The organism is Pseudomonas oryzihabitans, from assembly GCF_032027545.1.
GTDB lineage: Bacteria > Pseudomonadota > Gammaproteobacteria > Pseudomonadales > Pseudomonadaceae > Chryseomonas > Chryseomonas oryzihabitans_F.
In genome coordinates this window covers 289,694-309,205 of record NZ_JAVSJB010000001.1, presented here as the reverse complement: position 1 = coordinate 309,205, position 19,512 = coordinate 289,694, and the positions used below count along the sequence as shown (strand labels likewise).

General features: G+C 64.3%; 20 protein-coding genes. 18 read left to right on the top strand and 2 right to left on the bottom strand.

Annotated features, from left to right (window positions below; translation table 11 throughout):
* Position 1: 1 nt before the first annotated feature.
* The 3 genes from RND78_RS01325 (at position 2) to RND78_RS01315 (ending at position 3,477) form a co-directional block, all read left to right on the top strand.
* Positions 2-892 (top strand): LysR family transcriptional regulator, encoded by an 891-nt coding sequence (locus tag RND78_RS01325; protein ID WP_295461106.1) that lies wholly within the window; start codon positions 2-4, stop codon positions 890-892.
* Positions 893-958: 66 nt separating this feature from the next.
* Positions 959-1,510 (top strand): peptidylprolyl isomerase, encoded by a 552-nt coding sequence (locus RND78_RS01320; protein WP_059226218.1) that lies wholly within the window; start codon positions 959-961, stop codon positions 1,508-1,510.
* A 95-nt stretch (positions 1,511-1,605) separates the two neighbouring features.
* Positions 1,606-3,477 (top strand): ABC transporter ATP-binding protein, encoded by a 1,872-nt coding sequence (locus tag RND78_RS01315; RefSeq protein ID WP_312725394.1) that lies wholly within the window; start codon positions 1,606-1,608, stop codon positions 3,475-3,477.
* Here RND78_RS01315 and RND78_RS01310 read toward each other — a convergent pair.
* A complete protein-coding gene (locus RND78_RS01310; RefSeq protein WP_312725391.1) occupies positions 3,432-4,049 on the bottom strand; it encodes a hypothetical protein in 618 nt (205 codons plus the stop codon). The two genes, RND78_RS01315 and RND78_RS01310, sit on opposite strands and share 46 nt — an antisense overlap.
* Before the next feature lie 119 nt (positions 4,050-4,168).
* On the opposite strand from RND78_RS01310, the gene RND78_RS01305 reads away from it, so the two are divergent.
* From RND78_RS01305 to RND78_RS01290, 4 genes are all read left to right on the top strand, one after another.
* A complete protein-coding gene (locus tag RND78_RS01305) occupies positions 4,169-4,426 on the top strand; it encodes a hypothetical protein (RefSeq protein WP_312725389.1) in 258 nt (85 codons plus the stop codon).
* Between the two features lie 106 nt (positions 4,427-4,532).
* Positions 4,533-4,889 (top strand): 6-carboxytetrahydropterin synthase QueD, encoded by a 357-nt coding sequence (gene queD, locus RND78_RS01300; RefSeq protein ID WP_295461098.1) that lies wholly within the window; start codon positions 4,533-4,535, stop codon positions 4,887-4,889.
* 227 nt (positions 4,890-5,116) lie between these two features.
* On the top strand, positions 5,117-6,583 hold the full coding sequence (locus RND78_RS01295) for an inorganic phosphate transporter (RefSeq protein ID WP_312725383.1): 1,467 nt from the start codon (positions 5,117-5,119) through the stop codon (positions 6,581-6,583).
* Positions 6,584-6,720: 137 nt separating this feature from the next.
* Complete coding sequence (locus tag RND78_RS01290; protein WP_312725382.1) at positions 6,721-6,903, top strand: hypothetical protein; 183 nt, start codon at positions 6,721-6,723, stop codon at positions 6,901-6,903.
* Positions 6,904-7,013: 110 nt separating this feature from the next.
* On the opposite strand, the gene RND78_RS01285 is transcribed toward RND78_RS01290, so the two are convergent.
* Entirely contained in the window at positions 7,014-7,223 is a 210-nt protein-coding gene (locus RND78_RS01285; protein WP_312725381.1) for a hypothetical protein, read from the bottom strand.
* Between the two features lie 421 nt (positions 7,224-7,644).
* On the opposite strand from RND78_RS01285, the gene RND78_RS01280 reads away from it, so the two are divergent.
* From RND78_RS01280 to nuoC, 11 genes are all read left to right on the top strand, one after another.
* Positions 7,645-9,876: an NADP-dependent isocitrate dehydrogenase gene (locus RND78_RS01280; RefSeq protein ID WP_312725378.1), complete on the top strand. Its 2,232-nt coding sequence runs from the start codon at positions 7,645-7,647 to the stop codon at positions 9,874-9,876.
* Between the two features lie 129 nt (positions 9,877-10,005).
* Complete coding sequence (locus RND78_RS01275; protein WP_312725376.1) at positions 10,006-10,458, top strand: NUDIX hydrolase; 453 nt, start codon at positions 10,006-10,008, stop codon at positions 10,456-10,458.
* Position 10,459: 1 nt separating this feature from the next.
* The gene (gene mnmA / locus RND78_RS01270; RefSeq protein ID WP_312725375.1) at positions 10,460-11,569 is read left to right on the top strand and encodes a tRNA 2-thiouridine(34) synthase MnmA; all 1,110 of its coding nucleotides are present in this window, start codon (positions 10,460-10,462) and stop codon (positions 11,567-11,569) included.
* Positions 11,566-12,186 (top strand): high frequency lysogenization protein HflD, encoded by a 621-nt coding sequence (gene hflD / locus RND78_RS01265; RefSeq protein WP_312725372.1) that lies wholly within the window; start codon positions 11,566-11,568, stop codon positions 12,184-12,186. The genes mnmA and hflD overlap by 4 nt, the downstream gene beginning before the upstream one ends.
* An 87-nt stretch (positions 12,187-12,273) precedes the next feature.
* Positions 12,274-13,644: an adenylosuccinate lyase gene (gene purB / locus RND78_RS01260; protein ID WP_058786030.1), complete on the top strand. Its 1,371-nt coding sequence runs from the start codon at positions 12,274-12,276 to the stop codon at positions 13,642-13,644.
* A gap of 201 nt (positions 13,645-13,845) precedes the next feature.
* Positions 13,846-15,021, top strand: coding sequence for a cupin domain-containing protein (locus RND78_RS01255; protein WP_312725366.1), 1,176 nt, complete (start codon positions 13,846-13,848; stop codon positions 15,019-15,021).
* Between the two features lie 11 nt (positions 15,022-15,032).
* On the top strand, positions 15,033-15,563 hold the full coding sequence (locus RND78_RS01250) for a histone acetyltransferase HPA2 (protein WP_312725364.1): 531 nt from the start codon (positions 15,033-15,035) through the stop codon (positions 15,561-15,563).
* Positions 15,560-16,321 carry a secretin N-terminal domain-containing protein gene (locus tag RND78_RS01245; protein WP_312725362.1) on the top strand — a complete coding sequence of 254 codons (762 nt, stop codon included), beginning with the start codon at positions 15,560-15,562 and terminating at the stop codon, positions 16,319-16,321. Before RND78_RS01250 ends, RND78_RS01245 begins: the two co-directional genes overlap by 4 nt.
* A 258-nt stretch (positions 16,322-16,579) precedes the next feature.
* Positions 16,580-16,993, top strand: a complete 414-nt coding sequence (locus RND78_RS01240; RefSeq protein WP_059226203.1) for an NADH-quinone oxidoreductase subunit A — start codon at positions 16,580-16,582, stop codon at positions 16,991-16,993.
* 10 nt (positions 16,994-17,003) lie between these two features.
* Positions 17,004-17,678, top strand: a complete 675-nt coding sequence (locus tag RND78_RS01235) for a NuoB/complex I 20 kDa subunit family protein (RefSeq protein WP_059226202.1) — start codon at positions 17,004-17,006, stop codon at positions 17,676-17,678.
* A gap of 49 nt (positions 17,679-17,727) precedes the next feature.
* The gene (gene nuoC, locus RND78_RS01230; protein ID WP_312725358.1) at positions 17,728-19,512 is read left to right on the top strand and encodes an NADH-quinone oxidoreductase subunit C/D; all 1,785 of its coding nucleotides are present in this window, start codon (positions 17,728-17,730) and stop codon (positions 19,510-19,512) included.

Here is a 19,512-nt window from a genome sequence, read left to right as displayed (position 1 = left end):
GATGAAGACTCCCCGCGTTTCCCTCGACCAATGGCGCACCCTGCAGGCCGTGGTGGATCATGGCGGCTATGCCCAAGCCGCCGAGGTGTTGCACCGCTCCCAATCCTCGGTCAGCTACACCGTCGCCCGCATGCAGGAGCAACTCGGCGTACCCCTGCTGCGCCTGGAAGGCCGCCGTGCGGTGCTGACCGACGCCGGTGCCGTGCTGCTACGCCGTTCGCGGCGCCTGGTGCAACAGGCCAGCCAGCTGGAGGAACTGGCCTATCACATGGAACAGGGCTGGGAGTCCGAGGTACGGCTGGTGGTGGATGCCGCCTACCCCACCCGCCAGTTGCTGCGCTGCCTGCGCGAATTCATGCCGCAGAGTCGCGGCTGCCGGGTGCGCCTGCGCGAAGAGGTGCTGTCCGGCGTGGAAGAAGCCCTGCTCGACGGCTCCGCGGACCTGGCGATCACCGGCCTGGTGATCGCCGCTCACCTGGGTGCCTCCCTCGGTACCGTGGAGTTCGTCGCCGTCGCGCATCCCGAGCACCCCCTGCACCAGCTGCAGCGCACCCTGGTGACCGCTGATCTGGAAGAGCAACTGCAGATCGTCATCCGCGACAGCGGCCGCGCCCAGCCCAGGGACGCTGGCTGGCTGGCCGCCGAGCAGCGCTGGACGGTGGGCAGCATCAGCACGGCGGCGACCTTCCTGCGCGACGGCCTGGGCTTCGCCTGGCTGCCGCGGGATGCCATCCAGAGCGATCTCGACCAGGGCCTGCTCAAGCCCCTGCCCCTGGAACAGGGCGCCCAGCGCTTCCACCCCTTCCAGCTCTACAAGACCCGCCAGCACGAGCTGGGCCCAGCTTCGCAGATCCTGATGAACCTGCTGCGCCAGCACGCCCTGCCGCGCTGACCGTGGCGGGGTGTCCGCCGGATTGCTATCGTTCGCCAGTCGTTTCCGTCCACTCAAGGATTCATCATGTTCAAAGCCCTGCTTGCCGCCTGCGCGCTGTTCGTCGCTTCCACCACCTGGGCCGCGGACAATCCGCACGTACTCATCAGCACCAACAAGGGTGACATCGAGGTCGAACTGGATGCGGCCAAGGCGCCGGTCAGCACCGAGAATTTCCTGGCCTACGTCGACAGCGGCTTCTACAAGGGCACCCTGTTCCACCGCGTGATCCCCGGCTTCATGATCCAGGGTGGCGGCTACACCCGTGACATGCAGGAAAAGCGCACCCGCGCGCCGATCAAGAACGAAGCCGACAACGGCCTGAAGAACCTGCGCGGCACCCTGGCCATGGCGCGCACCTCGGACGTCAACTCCGCCACCAGTCAGTTCTTCATCAATGTCGAGAACAATGCCTTCCTCGACCATGGCTCGCGCGACTTCGGCTACGCGGTATTCGGCAAGGTCGTACGCGGCATGGAAGTCGTCGACCAGATCGCCGGGGTCCAGACCACCCGCCAGGGCATGCTGCGCGACATTCCCCGTGAACCGGTCATGATTCTCGCTGCCAAACGGCTGTAGCCGACCCGTCCTGCCGGACGATCCGCTGGCGGTCGTCCGGTAAACCAGGCGAGGCCCCAGTGCGAGACGCCGTCTCCCCCTCACAAGGACCCCGCATGATCTTTCGCCGCTTCGAACGCATCATCGATGCGTTTCGGGATGCTCCCGACGAAATGCCGCCCACTGGCGTAGGCGCCTTCTATCTCCACTTTCTCAAGCAAGCCTGGCCGGCCTTCGCCCTTCTGTTGGTCGTAGGCCTGATCGGCGCCCTGATCGAGGTGGCGCTGTTCAATTTCATCGGCCAGATCGTCGACCTGGCCGGCAGCGCGCCCAACAGCACGGTGTTCTTCCAGGAGCACGGCGGTACCCTGATCTGGATGGCGGTGGTCACCCTGGTCTTCCGCCCACTGTTCATCAGCCTGCACGACCTGCTGGTGCACCAGACCATCACCCCCAGCCTGACCACCCTGATCCGCTGGCAGAACCACCGCTACGTGCTCAAGCAGAGCCTGGGCTTCTTCCACAGCGACTTCGCCGGGCGCATCTCCAACCGCATCATGCAGACCGGCGTCTCCCTGCGCGACTCGGCGGTGCAGGCAGTGGACGCCATCTGGCACGTACTGATCTTCGCCGTCACCTCGCTGATCCTCTTCGCCCAGGCCGATGTCTGGCTGATGGTGCCCCTGATCATCTGGATCATCGGCTACGTCATCGCCCTCTGGTACTTCGTGCCCCAGACCAAGGAGCGCTCGGCCATCGCCTCGGAATCCCGCTCGCAGCTCTCCGGGCGCATCGTCGACGGCTACACCAACATCTCCACCCTCAAGCTGTTCTCCCATTCGGCCCAGGAGGAGCAGTACGCCCGCCAGGCCATGGAAGAGCAGACCGCAAAGGCCGAGAGCGCGGCCCGGCTGATCACCGCCATGGGCGTGACCATTGCCATCCTTAGTGGCTTCCTGATTGCCGGTACCACGGGCCTTGCCCTCTGGCTATGGCACCAGGGCGTCATCAGCGTGGGCGCCATCGCCCTGGCCACAGGCCTGGTGATTCGCATCAATAGCATGTCCGGCTGGATCATGTGGGTGGTCAACGGCATCTTCGAGAACATCGGCATGGTGCAGGACGGCATGAGCACTATCGCCAAGCCACGCCAGGTCGGCGATGCGCCAGACGCCAAGCCGCTGCAGGTGACCCGCGGCGCGGTGCTGTTCGACGACATCCAGTTCCACTACGGCAAGGGCGCCGGCATCATCGACGGCCTGACCCTGGACGTGGCGCCGGGCGAGAAGATCGGCCTGGTCGGCCCTTCGGGCGCCGGCAAGTCGACGTTGATCAATGTGCTCCTACGCCTCTACGACCTGGAGGGCGGGCGCATCCTGGTCGATGGCCAGGACATCGCCCACGTCACCCAGGAAAGCCTGAGATGCCAGATCGGCGTGGTCACCCAGGACACCTCGCTGCTGCACCGCTCGATCCGCGAGAACCTGCTCTACGGCCGCCCCGAGGCCACCGACGAAGAACTGCACACGGCCCTGCGCAAGGCCAAGGCCGATGACTTCATCGCCCGCATCACCGATGCCCATGGCCGTACCGGCCTGGATGCCCAGGTCGGTGAGCGCGGCGTCAAGCTGTCGGGCGGCCAGCGCCAACGTATCGCCATCGCCCGCACCCTGCTCAAGGACGCGCCCATTCTGTTGCTGGACGAGGCCACCTCGGCGCTCGACTCCGAAGTGGAGGCGGCCATCCAGGAGAGCCTGGAAACTCTGATGGAAGGCAAGACGGTGATCGCCATCGCCCACCGGCTCTCCACCATTTCGCGCATGGACCGCCTGGTGGTCATGGAGCGTGGCCAGATCGTCGAGATGGGCTCCCATGACGAACTGCTCGCCTACAATGGCCTCTATGCCCGCCTATGGCGCCACCAGACCGGCGGCTTCGTCGGTCACGGCGTACCGGGCAGGCAGCGAGTGCGCAGCAGCTCCAGCTGACTTTCCTGGTCCAGGCCGGGATAGAAGCCTTCGATCTTCTGCAGGCCGCCGAACCAGCTGCGCCGTTCAACCACGCAGTCGAACACCGGGCAGGCCGCCTGCCCGGCCTGGCCGCAGTCGCGGTAGTAGGTCAGCAACTGGCTCTTCTGCGCCGTGCCCTGGAAGGGACCATGGCGTTCCTGGAGGAGATAGAAATCGATTTCCGCGGCGCTGCGGTGGTTTTCCCACTGGAACGCCAGGGTGCTGGGGTAGAAGAGCACCAGCAAGGTCGCCAGCATCAACCAGAGAATGGCGGCGGTCACCGGCAGGGGCAATCGCGCACGAAAGCGCCGACCGCCACGGATGACCAGGGCGGTCACCACCGTCACCAGGGCCAGGGCGATGCACAGCGCCGGCAGTCCGGTGATGACTTGCCCGGCTACGCCAATGTCCAGTCCACTGGGCGACGTCGTCGTCCGGTAGCCGATTTCCAGGCGGTCCCAGCCCACGCGGTTACCGATCAGGCCGGCCAGGCCGAAGAGGCCAGAAAGTCCGATGAGGACCCAGAAAGTACGGGAAGTGGAATTACGCATGGGAAACGAAGCCGTCCAGCCAAAGAGCGGGAGACTGCCTAAGGGAGCGGACGAAGGCAAATCAGAATTTTTCCCAACACGTATGTTCTATCGAAGGTATCAGCCCGAGGAGTCCGCCCATGTCGATCGATCTCGCCCGTGCCGTCCACATCGTCGAAAAGGCCTTTCTGCCGTTGCGCGGCGAGGTCCGTGAGGATCCTAGCGATGCCAGCTTTTCCCTGGCGGTGACCGATGGCAGCCGGATACTGGCCTCGGTCGCCCATGTCGCGCGCAGCCAGTACAGCCATGCTGGCCACCTCGCTGCCCTGATCGAACAGACCCGCCTGGAGCTCGCGCACGACGGCCACTCCCTCGAACCCTGGTCGATGCCCGGCTAGAGAGTCGCCCTTCGTCTACCGCCGCGAGGTTCGGCAAGGCGCTGTCGAGCTGGTAGACTGCCGGCCCGCAGCCGCCACACCCCGTGGCCCAACGCGAGTGGTTATCGTGGAAATCTTTAAAGAGTTCATTTTCGAAGCCGCACACTTTCTGCCCAATGTTCCAGCGGGCCACAAGTGCGGACGTCTCCATGGGCATTCCTTCAAGGTCGCCCTGCACATCGAGGGCAATCTCGATCCTCACACCGGCTGGGTACGCGACTTCGCCGACATCAAGGCCGTGTTCAAGCCGCTGTATGAGCGCCTGGATCACCATTATCTGAACGACATCCCGGGTCTCGAAAACCCTACCAGCGAGGTGCTCGCCCGCTGGATCTGGCAGCAGCTCAAGCCACTCCTGCCGGAACTCAGCCAGGTTCGTATCCACGAAACCTGCACTAGCGGCTGCATCTACCGCGGCGACTAGGCTTTGTCTGATAAGCGCCTGCGCTCGGCCATGCTGCGTTAAAAATCCATCTCGGAATGCTCATTTACCACTCGTAAACTCCGCTTCCTCGCTGGATTTTTGCCTTGCCTGACCTTCGCTCGGCTGCTTTTCAGACAAGCCTTAATTTCTTCTTCCCATTCAAGGCGGCGATGGCGGCAGTCATTTTTCTGCCATAATTCGCGCCTGCCAACTGTCGACGTATCCCCATGTTCGAACTTTTCAGCGGACTCCACGCCTGGGTCGCCATCAGCCTCGTCCTGGCCCTGGCCTTCGTGCTGGCCTTTGAATTCATCAACGGCTTCCACGACACCGCCAACGCCGTCGCCACGGTGATCTACACCAAGGCCATGCCGCCGCACCTCGCGGTGTTCTTCTCCGGCATCTTCAACTTCCTCGGGGTGCTGCTCGGCGGCGTCGGCGTGGCCTATGCCATCGTCCACCTGTTGCCGGTGGAGTTGCTGATCAACGTCAACACCGGTCATGGCCTGGCCATGGTGTTCTCGCTGCTCGCTGCGGCCATCACCTGGAACCTGGGTACCTGGTACTTCGGCATCCCCGCCTCCAGCTCCCACACCCTGATCGGCTCCATCCTCGGCGTCGGCGTAACCAATGCCCTGCTGACCGGCATCCCGATGAGCGAAGGCGTGAATTGGCAGAAGGCGATCGACATCGGCCTGTCGCTGATCTTCTCGCCGCTGGCCGGCTTCGTGGTCGCCGGCCTGCTGCTGCTCGCCCTCAAGCGCTGGCGGCCGCTGTCGAAGATGCACAAGACCCCCGAGCAGCGCCGCGAGCTGGATGCCAAGAAGCACCCGCCGTTCTGGAATCGCCTGATGCTGGTGCTCTCGGCCATGGGCATGAGCTTCGTGCACGGTTCCAACGATGGCCAGAAAGGCATCGGCCTGATCATGCTGGTGTTGATCGGCATCGTCCCGGCCAAGTTCGTCCTCGACCTGGACAGCACCACCTACCAGATCGAGCGTACCCGCGACGCTGCCATCCACCTGGGCCAGTTCTACGAACGCCAGGGCGACAACCTCAAGGACTTCCTCGCCGAAGTCCCTGGCAACCGCGACCTGCCCCAGGAATTCCGCTGCGCCCCGCACATGACCCTGCCGACGCTGCAAGCGCTGCTGGCCGATCTGGAAGGCATCACCGACTACCGCGCCATGAGCGACGACCATCGCCAGCAGGTCCGTCGCTACCTGCTGTGCCTGGACGACACCGCGAAGAAGGTCAGCAAGCTGCCGGTGCTCACCGCCCGGGACCGCGACGACCTGAGCCGTCTGCGCAAGGACCTCACCAGCACCACCGAATACGCGCCCTTCTGGGTCATCATCGCCGTGGCCCTGGCCCTGGGCATAGGCACCATGGTCGGCTGGCGCCGCGTGGTGCTGACCGTGGGTGAGAAGATCGGTCGCCAGGGCATGACCTATGCCCAGGGGGTCAGCGCCCAGGTGACGGCAGTGGCCGCCATCGGCATGGCCAACGTCTTCGCCCTGCCCGTCTCCACCACCCACGTGCTGTCGTCGGGGGTGGCCGGCACCATGGTCGCCAACCGCAGTGGCCTGCAGGGCAGCACGGTGCGCAATATCCTGATGGCCTGGGTGCTCACCCTGCCCGCCTCCATGGCACTGTCCGCCGGCCTGTTCTGGCTGGCACACCTGTTCCTTTGATCCCGAGCGCCGGGCGCTGCGCGTGTAGCGCCCGGGCGAACCCCTCGTCGGGAAGCCCCGAACAGGACAACTATTGACGAGTCTAGTGAAATGTGTCCGACAGACACTTTTCCGAGACAGCCGTACGGTGAACGTCAATGAGTCCTGCGACCTACATCCTCCTTCTTGTGCTTGGCTGGCTGGCCCTGTCGCTGGCCGTACTCTGGGCCATGCTGCGCCTGGCGCGCCACGCTCGCCCGTCCCCAACCAGCCGGCCTCGACTCACCCAGAAGATGGGTACGTCTTCGCCGGTGGCGACCCGCAAGCACCTGGCTTGCTGATCCGGTCGAACGCCGGGCACGGGGCTGCCTTCCGATACGCCCAAAGGCATGCGGATGACGGGAAAAAGGAAGATTCTTGTGATTGTTCGAGAAGCGGTGATTCGGACGAATCAGGTGAGCAGGCTGCTTTCCTGAGCACTGCGGCTCATCTGCTCGAGGATCTGGTCGCGCTGCTGCGGGGTCAGGGTGTCCCAGCAGTGATGCTTGACGAACAGGCCGACACCGAAGGCGACATACAGCGACAGGGCGACGATGACGAGCGTTTCCAGCCCGACAATGGCCCAGGAGCGGGTTTTGGACGCATTGTCCTTGGTTTTCATAACGACCTCGTGAAATTCTGAGGGGCGATAGTGTAGTCCCTTAAGCATTTTCCGTGCAGGACCGGTCGTCGATTGGTCAATCCCATTGACCCGCCCAACCGCGTGCCAGCCACTTCCCTTCCCCCTGCAGCTACAGGCGCCCGCCCGGGGAATCCGCCTGAGGCTCCACGAATGCACGCCAGGCGCCGCGCTGGTATACTCCCGCGACTGACGGGTCGCTGCAGGCCTTGCCGGTCCCGCTGCCTGTATCGGCCGACCGTGCAACTTCCGCAGCGACGCTTTGTCGCATCGCACGTCCATCGCCGCCGCGCCTGCCGCGCGGCCCGATAACGCCTTCTTGGGGCGTCTATCGACTCCAGGGTCGATCCTCGCTCGCCCGGCTTCGCGCCACAGCTGTGATAAAGAGGAGTTAAAGCAAGACATGTCCACCACGTCGAAGATCATCTACACCCTGACCGACGAAGCGCCCGCCCTGGCGACCTATTCGCTGCTCCCCATCGTCGAGGCCATCACCGCCTCTTCCGGCGTCGCCCTCGAAACCCGTGACATCTCCCTTGCCGGCCGTATCATCGCCCTCTTCCCCGAGTACCTGAAGGAAGAGCAGCGCATCTCCGACCACCTCGCCGAACTCGGCGAACTGGCTACCACTCCCGAAGCCAACATCATCAAGCTGCCCAACATCAGCGCCTCGGTCCCGCAGCTCAAGGCCGCGATCAAGGAACTGCAGGGCCAGGGCTACGCCCTGCCGGATTACCCGGACGAGCCCAAGGACGACCAGGAAAAGGACGTCAAGGCCCGCTACGACAAGGTCAAGGGTAGCGCCGTGAACCCGGTCCTGCGCGAAGGCAACTCCGACCGCCGCGCCCCTCTGTCGGTCAAGAACTACGCCCGCAAGCATCCCCACCGCATGGGTGCCTGGAGCGCCGACTCCAAGTCCCACGTGGCCCACATGGATGCCCATGACTTCTATGGCAGCGAGCGCTCGGCCACCCTCGAGAACGCCGGCAGCCTGAAGATCGAACTGATCGGCAAGGACGGCAGCAGCAAGGTCCTGAAAGAGAAGACCGCGGTCAAGGCCGGCGAGATCGTCGATGCCTCGACCCTGAGCCGCAAGGCGCTGCAGAGCTTCATCGCCGCCCAGATCGAAGACGCCAAGGCCAAGGGCGTGCTGTTCTCCGTGCACCTGAAGGCCACCATGATGAAGGTCTCCGACCCCATCATGTTCGGCATCATCGTCGGCGAGTTCTACAAGGACGTACTGGCCAAGCACGAAGCCGCCCTGAAGGAAGCCGGCTTCGACCGCAACAACGGCATCGGCGATCTGTACGCCCGCCTGTCCAGCCTGCCGGAAGCCACCCAGGCCGCCATCAAGGCCGACATCGACGCCCAGTACGCCCAACGTCCGGCGCTGGCCATGGTCAACTCCGACAAGGGCATCACCAACCTGCACGTGCCGAGCGACGTCATCGTCGACGCCTCCATGCCGGCCATGATCCGTGACTCCGGCAAGATGTGGAACGCCGAAGGCAACCTGCAGGACACCAAGGCCATCATCCCCGACCGCTGCTACGCCGGCGTCTACCAGGTGGTGATCGAGGATTGCAAGAAGCACGGCGCCTTCGATCCGAAAACCATGGGCAGCGTGCCCAATGTCGGCCTGATGGCGCAGAAGGCCGAGGAATACGGCTCCCACGACAAGACCTTCCAGATCCCTACCGACGGCACCGTGCGCGTGACCGACGACCAGGGCAAGGTGATCTTCGAGCACCCGGTCGAAGCCGGTGACATCTGGCGCATGTGCCAGGCCAAGGACGCGCCGATCCAGGACTGGGTCAAGCTCGCCGTCAATCGCGCCCGCGCCAGCAACACCCCGGCGATCTTCTGGCTGGACCAGAACCGCGCCCACGACGCCCAGGTCATCGCCAAGGTCGAGCGTTACCTCAAGGACCATGACACCAGCGGCCTGGACATTCGCATCCTGTCGCCCGAGGACGCCACCCGGGTATCCCTGGAGCGCATCCGCAAGGGCGAGGACACCATCTCGGTGACCGGCAACGTCCTGCGCGACTACCTGACCGACCTCTTCCCCATCATGGAGCTGGGCACCAGCGCCAAGATGCTGTCCATCGTCCCGCTGATGAACGGCGGCGGCCTGTTCGAGACCGGCGCCGGCGGCTCGGCGCCGAAGCACGTCCAGCAGTTCGTGCAGGAAAACCACCTGCGCTGGGATTCCCTGGGCGAATTCCTGGCCCTGGCCGAATCCCTGAATCACCTGGGCGAGACCACCGGCAACGCCAAGGCCAAGGTCCTGGCCAAGACGCTGGACCAGGCCAACGGCAAGTTCCTCGACAGCAACAAGTCGCCGTCGCGCAAGGCGGGTGAATTGGACAACCGCGGCAGCCACTTCTACCTGGCGCTGTACTGGGTCCAGGCGCTGGCCGAGCAGCACGAAGATGCCGAGCTGAAGGCCCAGTTCGAGCCGGTAGCCAAGTCGCTGACCGCCGATGAAGCCAAGGTGGTTGCAGAACTGAACGGCGTCCAGGGCCAGCCGGTGGATATCGGTGGCTACTACCATCCCGACCAGGCCAAGGCCAGCCAGGCCATGCGTCCGAGTGCCACGCTCAACGCCGCCCTGGCCCAGCTCAAGGGCTGAACCTGAGGGCTGCGCCCGCAGCCTGACTGGGTAATACCCGCGAACCCCGGCTCCGGCCGGGGTTCGCTGCATTTGGGAGCGGCAGACCTTAAGGCGTATACTGCGCGATTACCGATAGCGGAGTCCGAGATGGATTGGCACGCCCACGTCACCGTGGCCACCGTGGTGGAAGACGCTGGCCGCTTCCTGCTGGTCGAGGAAGAGAAACAGGGTCGCCTGGTGCTCAACCAGCCGGCTGGGCATCTGGAGCCGGGCGAAAGCCTGATCGAGGCCGCGCGGCGCGAGACCCTGGAAGAAACCGCCTGGCAGGTGGAAATCCTGGGTGTGGTCGGCATTGGCCTCTACACCGCGCCGAGCAATGGCGTCACCTACTACCGCACCGCCTTCCATGCCCGCCCGCTGAGGCATGAAGAGGGCCGCGCCCTGGATGCCGACATCACCCGTGCGGTCTGGCTGACGCTCGACGAGATCCGTGCCGAACAGGCACGCCTGCGCAGCCCCCTGGTGCTCGACGCCATCGAGAAATACCTGGGCGGACACCGCTATCCCCTGTCGATGATCGTAGATATGAGAGGTTTTTGAAGTGAACGGCACCCGCGTCATCGTCGGCATGTCCGGCGGAGTGGATTCCTCGGTCTCGGCCCTCTTGCTCAAGGAGCAGGGCTACCAGGTCGAGGGCCTGTTCATGAAGAACTGGGACGAGGACGACGGCACCGAGTACTGCACCGCCAAGGAAGACCTGGCCGACGCCCAGGCGGTCTGCGACCGCATCGGCATCAGGCTGCACACGGCCAACTTCGCCGCCGAGTACTGGGACCATGTCTTCGAGCACTTCCTCGCCGAATACCAGGCCGGCCGGACGCCGAATCCTGACATCCTCTGCAACCGCGAGATCAAGTTCAAGGCCTTCCTCGACTACGCCCTGGCCCTGGGCGCCGACCTGATCGCCACCGGCCACTATGTGCGCCGTCGCGACGTCGACGGCCAGACCCTGCTGCTCAAGGGCCTGGATGCCAACAAGGACCAGAGCTATTTCCTCCACGCCGTGGGCGGCGAGCAGCTGGCGCGCACGCTCTTCCCGGTGGGCGAACTGGAAAAGCCCGAGGTCCGCGCCATCGCCGAACTGCATGGCCTGGCCACAGCGCGCAAGAAGGATTCCACCGGTATCTGTTTCATTGGCGAACGCCGCTTCAGCGACTTCCTCAAACAATACCTACCGGCCCAACCGGGCGACATCGAGACCACCGAAGGCGAGATCATCGGTCGGCATCATGGCCTGATGTACCACACCATCGGCCAGCGCCAGGGTTTGGGGATCGGCGGCATGAAGGACGCCGGTGACGAGCCCTGGTACGTATTGAGCAAGGACCTGACCCGCAACGTGCTGATCGTTGGCCAGGGCAATGCCCATCCCTGGCTGTTCGCCGAAGCCCTGACCGTGGGCGAGATGTTCTGGGTCAACGAGCTGGACCTCACCCAACCACGCCGCCTCACCGCCAAGGTCCGCTATCGTCAGCAGGACCAGGCTTGCCAGATCGAGCGCCAGGGCGACGGCTACCGGGTGGTCTTCGACGAGCCCCAGCGCGCCGTCACCCCCGGTCAGTCGGTGGTCTTCTACGACGGCGACGTCTGCCTGGGCGGTGGCGTTATCGAACATTACCAACCTGCCTGCGCCGAGGCTCCCGCCGCATGAATCGCACCCAGGAACAACTCATCGCCCTGGGCGGCGTCTTCCAGGCCGCCGTGCTGGTCGACCAGCTGGCGCGCACCGGCCAGGTCCCGGAAGAATCCCTGGCCTGCCTGCTCGGCAGCCTGCTGGTGCGTGATCCAGGCAGCACCCTGGAGGTCTATGGCGGCAGCGTCGCGCCCCTGCGCGAAGGCCTTGGCGCCCTTTCCAGTACCCTGGAGCGCAATCCCAACAGCCTGCAACGCGAGCCCCTGCGCTATGCCCTGGCGATGACCGCCCTGGAGCGCAAGCTGGAGAAGCGCGGTGACCTGCTCGACCTCATCGGCCGGCGCCTCACCCAGATCCAGTCCCAGGTCGAACACTTCGGTGTGGCCCACGAGAACGTCATCGCTGCCTGCGGGGGTCTCTACGAAGACACCCTGAGTACCTTCAAGCAGCGCATCCAGGTGCACGGTGAGATGCGTTATCTGCAGCAGTCCGCCACCGCCTCGCGGGTACGCGCCCTACTGCTGGCCGGCATCCGCTCCGCGCGCCTGTGGCGGCAGCTCGGCGGGCATCGCTGGCAACTGGTGCTGAACCGCCGCAAGCTGCTCGACAACCTCTATCCCCTGCGCAACGGCTGATCCCGGACTGGCTGGCGGCGGTACTACAGCCCCGGCCTTTGCGTGTAGAATTCCGCCCCTTTCTCCCCCGCTACCAAGAGAATGCCCATGCAGCTCTCCTCGCTCACCGCCGTCTCGCCCATCGACGGCCGTTACGCCGGCAAGACCGCCGCCCTGAGACCCATCTTCAGCGAATTCGGCCTGATCCGTTTCCGCGCCCAGGTCGAGGTCCGCTGGCTGCAGCGCCTGGCCGCCCATGCCGGCATTCCCGAGGTCGCGCCCTTCTCCGCCGAGGCCAATGCCCTGCTGGACAAGCTGGCCACCGAGTTCAGCGTCGAACAGGCACAACGGGTCAAGGACATCGAGCGCACCACCAACCACGACGTCAAGGCCATCGAGTACCTGCTCAAGGAAGAAGTCGCCGGCCTACCCGAGCTGGCCGCGGTGAGCGAATTCATCCACTTCGCCTGCACCTCCGAGGACATCAACAACCTGTCCCATGCGCTGATGTTGCGTGAAGGTCGTGACCAGGTGCTGCTGCCGCTGATGCGCCAGATCGCCGGTGAGATCCGCGTGCTGGCCCATCGCTTCGCCGACGTACCCATGCTCTCGCGCACCCACGGCCAGCCCGCCTCCCCCACCAGCCTGGGCAAGGAACTGGCCAACGTGGTCTATCGCCTGGAGCGCCAGATCGAGCAGATCGCCGCCATCCGTCCGCTGGGCAAGATCAACGGCGCCGTGGGCAACTACAACGCCCACCTGTCCGCCTACCCGGACGTCGACTGGGAAGCCAATGCGCGCACCTTCATCGAAGACGACCTCGGCCTGACCTGGAACCCCTACACCACCCAGATCGAGCCGCACGACTACATCGCCGAGCTGTTCGACGCCATCGCCCGCTTCAACACCATCCTGATCGACTTCGACCGGGACGTCTGGGGCTACATCTCCCTTGGCTACTTCAAGCAGAAGACCGTGGCCGGCGAGATCGGCTCCTCGACCATGCCGCACAAGGTCAACCCCATCGACTTCGAGAACTCCGAAGGCAACCTGGGCATCGCCAACGCCATCCTCCAGCACCTAGCCAGCAAGCTGCCGATCTCCCGCTGGCAGCGTGACCTCACCGACTCCACCGTGCTGCGCAACCTGGGCACCGGCCTGGCCCACGGCGTGATCGCCTACGAAGCCACCCTCAAGGGTATCGGCAAGCTGGAACTCAATGCCGCGCGCATCGCCGAAGACCTGGACGCCTGCTGGGAAGTCCTGGCCGAGCCGGTGCAGACCGTGATGCGTCGCTACGGCGTGGCCAACCCCTACGAGAAGCTCAAGGAGCTGACCCGCGGCAAGGGCATCAGCGCCAGCGCCCTGCAGGACTTCATCGACGGCCTGGAAATCCCCGAGGCGGCCAAGGCCGAACTGCGCCAGCTGACTCCAGCCGGTTATATCGGCAATGCCGCCGAGCAGGCCCGTCGGGTCTAAGAACCTATTCACGATCTGCTGCGCGTCGGCCAAACTGCGTTGAAAAGACCTTCGGAATGCTCATTTACCACTCGTAAACTCCGCTTCCTCAGGTCTTTTCGCCTTGTTTGGCTCTAGCTCGCGAGATCGTGAACAGGTTCTGAGGCTGCTTTCTTTCTCACGCCCGGCACCGCCGGGCGTTTTTCATTGCGCGAGGTGTGCATGAACCCGGATCAACCCCTGCAACTGCTCGGCGGCCTCACCGCCCGTGAATTCCTGCGTGACTATTGGCAGCGGAAACCCCTGCTGATCCGCCAGGCCATCCCGGACTTCCAGAATCCCCTGGAACCCGACGAACTGGCCGGCCTATCGCTGGAAGAGGAAATCGAATCCCGCCTGATCATCGGCCAGGACCGTACCTGGGAGCTGCGTCGCGGCCCCCTACCGGAAGACACCTTCGCCAGCCTGCCCGAACGCGACTGGACGCTGCTGGTGCAGTCGGTCGACCAGTTCGTCCCCGAGGTGGCCGAGGTGCTGGAGCCCTTCCGCTTCCTGCCCAGCTGGCGCGTCGATGACGTCATGATCAGCTACGCCGCGCCCGGTGGCGGTGTCGGCCCGCACTACGATCACTACGACGTCTTCCTGCTGCAAGGGCACGGTCGTCGCCGCTGGCGCATCGGTCAGCCGTGCACGGCCGACAGCCCGCTGATCGACGGCTTGGAGTTGAAGATCCTCGCCGACTTCCAGCAGACCGACGAATGGGTATTGGAGCCGGGCGACATGCTTTATCTGCCGCCGGGCATCGCTCATGACGGCATCGCCGAAGACGAGTGCATGACCTACTCCATCGGCTTCCGCGCCCCCAGCGCCGGCGAGGTGCTCACCCACTTCACCGACTTCCTCGCCCAGTTCATCCCGGAGGACGAGCGCTACAGCGACGCCGGTTGCGCCCCGGCCAGCGAGCACCCGGCCGAGATTCCGCCCGAGGCCATCGAGCGCCTGCGCGGCCTGATGGAGCGCCATCTGAGCGACGATCGCCTGCTGCTGGCCTGGTTCGGCCAGCACATGACCGAGCCGCGCTACCCTGAGCGAATCGCCGGGGAGAACCTCAGCGCCAAGCAGCTGCGCAAGGAACTCAACGAAGGCGCCCTGCTGATGCGCAACCCCAGCGGCCGTATCGCCTGGAGCCGCCTGGAAGACGAGGTGATGGTCTTCGCCAGCGGCCAGAGCCGCCTGTTGCCCCTGCGGCTGCAACCGCTGCTCGACCTGCTATGCTCGGCCGACGTGCTGCACGAAGCCAATCTCACACCCTGGCTGCAGGACGAGGATGCCCTGCGCCTGATCCGCGAACTGCTCCAGCAGGGCAGCCTGATTTTCGCGGGAGAAGACGACGACTGAGAGGAGCTGCCATGGACGAGTCCTTCGCCGATCTGACTCTGGACGGCCTGCCCGAGCCCCGGCTCGGCGAGGACCTCGCCCTGCGCCTCGAAGGCCTGGACGCCTTGCGCGAGCATAGCGTCCGGCTCATCAGTCAGGCCCGCCACCAGCTCTGCATCCAGACGCCGGACCTGGAAGCGCCGCTCTACGACAACGTCGATGTCGAGGCAGCGCTCAAACGCCTGCTGCTGGGCAATCCCCGGCATCAGGTGCGCATCCTGATCAACGACAGTACCTTGGCCATGCGCCAGGGACATCGACTCATCGCCCTGGCGCAGCGCCTGACCAGCAACCTGTTGATCCGTCGTCCGCTGGCGGAGCAACGTCCGGAAGGCGCCTGCCTCATCGTCGACGACCTGGCCCTGCTGCGCCGCACCGGCAACGCACCCAACGGCTTCGTCCGCTATGGCGACCGGGCGGCGGTCAGGACCCAGCAACAGGTCTTCGACCGCCTCTGGGCCATCAGTCAGGCAGAAATGGAATTGCGAAGGATGGTGCTATGAAAAGCCTGCTGGTCCTGTTGCTGTTCCTCACCACCTGCGCCTGGGCCACGCCGAGGACAGAGGTCATTCCGCTGCAATACCGCACGGCCGACGACCTGCTGCCCACCTTGCAGTCGGTACTCGGCGCCGACGGCAAGATCAACGTCTATGGCAACCAGCTGATCGTCAACGCCGAGCCGGCGAAGATCGCCGAGATCAAGAACCTGCTGGCCCAACTGGATACCCAGCCGCGCCGCCTGCTCATCACCCTCGCCACCCGTGCGGGCAGCAGCGGTGCCGGGCAGGACTTCGGGGTGTCCGGTAACGTGCGCTCGCCCCAGGTCCGCATCATCGAAAACAGCACCGACCAACGTGAGGATGGCGCCCAGCGCGTCCAGGTCACCGAGGGCTACCCCGCCTTCATCCGCTTCGGCGAAGACGTACCGGTGACCACCTACCAGACCTCCCCCTATGGGCAGAGCTATGCCCAGACCGATTACCGCCGCCTGGAGCGCGGCTTCCAGGTCACCGCCCGCCTGAGCGGCAACCTGGTGTATCTGGACATCAACAGTGTCGACGATCGTGCCACGCCCAGGCGCCCGGGCACGGTACAGACGCAAAGCGCCGCCACCCGCATCAGCGGCCCCCTGGGCCAATGGCTGGATCTGGGTGGGTTTCGCCAGCAGGTGGAAGAGGATCGCTCGGGCCTTACCCAGTACTACTCCACCGAAGGTCGCAACGACCGTCAGTTGAGCATCCGCGCCGACCTGATCGACTGACAAAATCGGCGAGCGGTAGAACTCTCGTCACGTCGGACAATCTAGGAATCATGCTTCTGGGAAGTCTATTCGAGAATAATTCTTATATTCATTCTCAAATAAATCTTAAGTTCTGTTTAATTTGATTCAAAGCAGTCAAATAGAATCTTTTTAAGCTAATAAATTTACAGAATGAATCGATGGAGCATAAAATCTGTTCGCCTTGCGACACCGTGTCGCACTGGCTGCGCCTGATACCCATAATTAAGGATTCAAAGCATGTCTGAGTCGATCAGCCTACTGACCCACAACTGGAGCTTCGCGGTATTCCTCCTGGGCGTGGTCGGTCTGATCGGCTTCATGCTCGGAGTCTCCAGCCTCCTCGGCAGCAAGGCCGTAGGTCGCAGCAAGAACGACCCCTTCGAGTCCGGCATCGTCCCCACCGGTGGTGCCCGGCTCCGTCTCTCTGCCAAGTTCTACCTGGTCGCGATGCTCTTCGTGATCTTCGACGTCGAAGCCCTCTTTCTCTTCGCCTGGTCGGTGTCCATCCGTGAATCGGGATGGGCCGGCTTCGTGGAAGCCTCCATTTTCATAGCAATTCTGTTGGCGGGTCTTGTCTACCTGTGGCGAATCGGAGCGCTCGACTGGGCGCCTGCGAGTCGTCGCCAGCGACAGGCGAAGTCGAAACAATGAGGCTTTGGCAATGCAATACAAACTCACCCGGATCGATCCCGATGCGGCAGTAGACCGCTATCCGGCCGGCGAGCGGGAAACCGTCGCCGACCCCGTCGAAAGTCAGGTCAACCGCAGCATCTTCATGGGCAAGCTAGAAGATGTCCTGCGGGGCGCGGTCAATTGGGGACGCAAGAACTCCCTCTGGCCGTACAACTTCGGCCTGTCCTGCTGCTACGTGGAAATGACCACCGCCTTCACGGCGCCCCACGACATCGCCCGCTTCGGGGCCGAAGTCATCCGGGCCTCGCCGCGCCAGGCCGACTTCATGGTCATCGCGGGGACGCCCTTCATGAAGATGGCCCCGGTCATCCAGCGCCTGTACGAGCAGATGCTGGAGCCCAAGTGGGTGATTTCCATGGGTGCCTGTGCCAACTCCGGCGGTATGTACGACATCTACTCGGTCGTTCAGGGCGTGGACAAGTTCCTGCCCGTCGACGTCTACGTGCCTGGTTGCCCGCCTCGCCCCGAAGCCTTCCTGCAGGGGCTGATGCTCTTGCAGGATTCCATCGGCGAAGAGCGCCGCCCGCTGTCCTGGGTGGTGGGTGACCAGGGAATCTATCGCGCCGAGATGCCTTCGCAGCGCGAGCAGAACCGCGAGCGCCGCATCCAGGTTACCAACCTGCGCAGCCCAGACGAAGTGTAAGCCCCTTGCGGGCTTGCACGCTGACGACGATCGATAGCGACGGAACATCATGACCGCAGACACCGCTCTGTCCGCCTCTGCGCTCGCCCCTGCCGGCGAAGCGTCGGTGGTTGGCGAACTCCAGGGCCACTTCGGCGCAGACGCCCTGACCCTGCAAGACACCCGTACCGGCATGCCGGTGATCTGGGTGGCGCGCGAAAGAATCATCGAAGTGCTGCGCTTCCTGCGCAACCTGCCCCGCCCCTACGTCATGCTCTATGACCTGCATGGCGTGGACGAACGCCTGCGGACCCACCGCCGCGGCCTGCCCAACGCGGACTTCACCGTCTTCTACCACCTGCTGTCCATCGACCGTAACAGCGATGTGATGCTCAAGGTGGCGCTGTCGGCCAGCGACCTCCGCCTGCCGACCGCGACCGGTATCTTCCCCAATGCCAACTGGTACGAGCGGGAAGTGCTGGACATGTACGGCATCCACTTCGACGGTCACCCGCTGCCCAAGCGCATGCTGATGGCCGACAACTGGCAGGGCCACCCGCTGCGCAAGGACTATCCGGCGCGGGCCACCGAATTCGATCCCTATGCGCTGAACGCCGCCAAGCAGGATCTCGAACAGGAAACCCTGAGATTCAAGCCCGAGGAGTGGGGCATGAAGGAGCATGCGGAGAACTCCGACTTCATGTTCCTCAACCTGGGCCCCAACCACCCCTCCGCCCACGGTGCCTTCCGCATCATCCTGCAGCTGGACGGCGAAGAGATCGTCGACTGCGTGCCGGAGATCGGCTACCACCACCGCGGCGCCGAGAAGATGGCCGAGCGCCAGTCCTGGCATAGCTACATCCCCTACACCGACCGGATCGACTATCTGGGCGGGGTGATGAACAACCTGCCCTACGTCCTCTCGGTGGAGAAGCTCGCCGGCATCAAGGTGCCCTCGCGGGTCGACTTCATCCGGGTGATGATGGCGGAGTTCTTCCGGATCAACAGCCACCTGCTGTACCTGGGTACCTATATCCAGGACGTCGGTGCCATGACCCCGGTGTTCTTCACCTTCACCGATCGCCAGCGCGCCTATAAGGTCATCGAAGCCATCACCGGCTTCCGCATGCACCCGGCCTGGTTCCGTATCGGTGGCGTCGCCCATGACCTGCCGCGTGGCTGGGACAGGCTGGTCCGCGAATTCCTCGACTGGATGCCCAAGCGCCTGGACGAGTACGAAAAGGCGGCGATGAAGAACAGCATCCTCATCGGCCGGACCAGGGGCGTCGCCGCCTACAACACCAAGGAAGCCCTGGAGTGGGGTGTCACCGGCCCCAACCTGCGCGCCACCGGCCTGGACTTCGACCTGCGCAAGGCCCGCCCCTACTCCGGCTACGAGAATTTCGAATTCGAAGTGCCCATCGCCCACAACGGCGACTGCTACGACCGCGGCATGCTTCGCGTCGAGGAGATGCGCCAGAGTCTGCGCATCATCGAGCAATGCCTGCAGCACATGCCCGAAGGCCCGTACAAGGCGGATCACCCGCTCACTACGCCGCCGCCCAAGGAACGCACTCTGCAGCACATCGAGACCCTGATCACCCACTTCCTGCAAGTGTCCTGGGGTCCGGTGATGCCGGCCGGCGAAGCCTTCCAGATGATCGAGGCGACCAAGGGCGCCAACAGCTACTACCTGACGAGCGATGGCAGCACCATGAGCTACCGCACCCGCATCCGGACGCCGAGCTTCCCGCACCTGCAGCAGATCCCGGCCGTCATCCGCGGCAGCATGGTGTCCGACCTGATTGCCTACCTGGGCAGTATCGACTTCGTCATGGCCGACGTGGACCGCTGA

Bases quoted from the DNA above. Each gene is read 5' to 3' on its own strand.
- RND78_RS01325 (WP_295461106.1), top strand. From the start codon at position 2: ATGAAGACTCCCCGCGTTTCCCTCGACCAATGGCGCACCCTGCAGGCC.
- RND78_RS01320 (WP_059226218.1), top strand. From the start codon at position 959: ATGTTCAAAGCCCTGCTTGCCGCCTGCGCGCTGTTCGTCGCTTCCACC.
- RND78_RS01315 (WP_312725394.1), top strand. From the start codon at position 1,606: ATGATCTTTCGCCGCTTCGAACGCATCATCGATGCGTTTCGGGATGCT.
- RND78_RS01310 (WP_312725391.1), bottom strand. From the start codon at position 4,049: ATGCGTAATTCCACTTCCCGTACTTTCTGGGTCCTCATCGGACTTTCT.
- RND78_RS01305 (WP_312725389.1), top strand. From the start codon at position 4,169: ATGTCGATCGATCTCGCCCGTGCCGTCCACATCGTCGAAAAGGCCTTT.
- RND78_RS01295 (WP_312725383.1), top strand. From the start codon at position 5,117: ATGTTCGAACTTTTCAGCGGACTCCACGCCTGGGTCGCCATCAGCCTC.
- RND78_RS01290 (WP_312725382.1), top strand. From the start codon at position 6,721: ATGAGTCCTGCGACCTACATCCTCCTTCTTGTGCTTGGCTGGCTGGCC.
- RND78_RS01285 (WP_312725381.1), bottom strand. From the start codon at position 7,223: ATGAAAACCAAGGACAATGCGTCCAAAACCCGCTCCTGGGCCATTGTC.
- RND78_RS01280 (WP_312725378.1), top strand. From the start codon at position 7,645: ATGTCCACCACGTCGAAGATCATCTACACCCTGACCGACGAAGCGCCC.
- RND78_RS01275 (WP_312725376.1), top strand. From the start codon at position 10,006: ATGGATTGGCACGCCCACGTCACCGTGGCCACCGTGGTGGAAGACGCT.
- hflD (WP_312725372.1), top strand. From the start codon at position 11,566: ATGAATCGCACCCAGGAACAACTCATCGCCCTGGGCGGCGTCTTCCAG.
- purB (WP_058786030.1), top strand. From the start codon at position 12,274: ATGCAGCTCTCCTCGCTCACCGCCGTCTCGCCCATCGACGGCCGTTAC.
- RND78_RS01255 (WP_312725366.1), top strand. From the start codon at position 13,846: ATGAACCCGGATCAACCCCTGCAACTGCTCGGCGGCCTCACCGCCCGT.
- RND78_RS01250 (WP_312725364.1), top strand. From the start codon at position 15,033: ATGGACGAGTCCTTCGCCGATCTGACTCTGGACGGCCTGCCCGAGCCC.
- RND78_RS01245 (WP_312725362.1), top strand. From the start codon at position 15,560: ATGAAAAGCCTGCTGGTCCTGTTGCTGTTCCTCACCACCTGCGCCTGG.
- RND78_RS01240 (WP_059226203.1), top strand. From the start codon at position 16,580: ATGTCTGAGTCGATCAGCCTACTGACCCACAACTGGAGCTTCGCGGTA.
- RND78_RS01235 (WP_059226202.1), top strand. From the start codon at position 17,004: ATGCAATACAAACTCACCCGGATCGATCCCGATGCGGCAGTAGACCGC.
- nuoC (WP_312725358.1), top strand. From the start codon at position 17,728: ATGACCGCAGACACCGCTCTGTCCGCCTCTGCGCTCGCCCCTGCCGGC.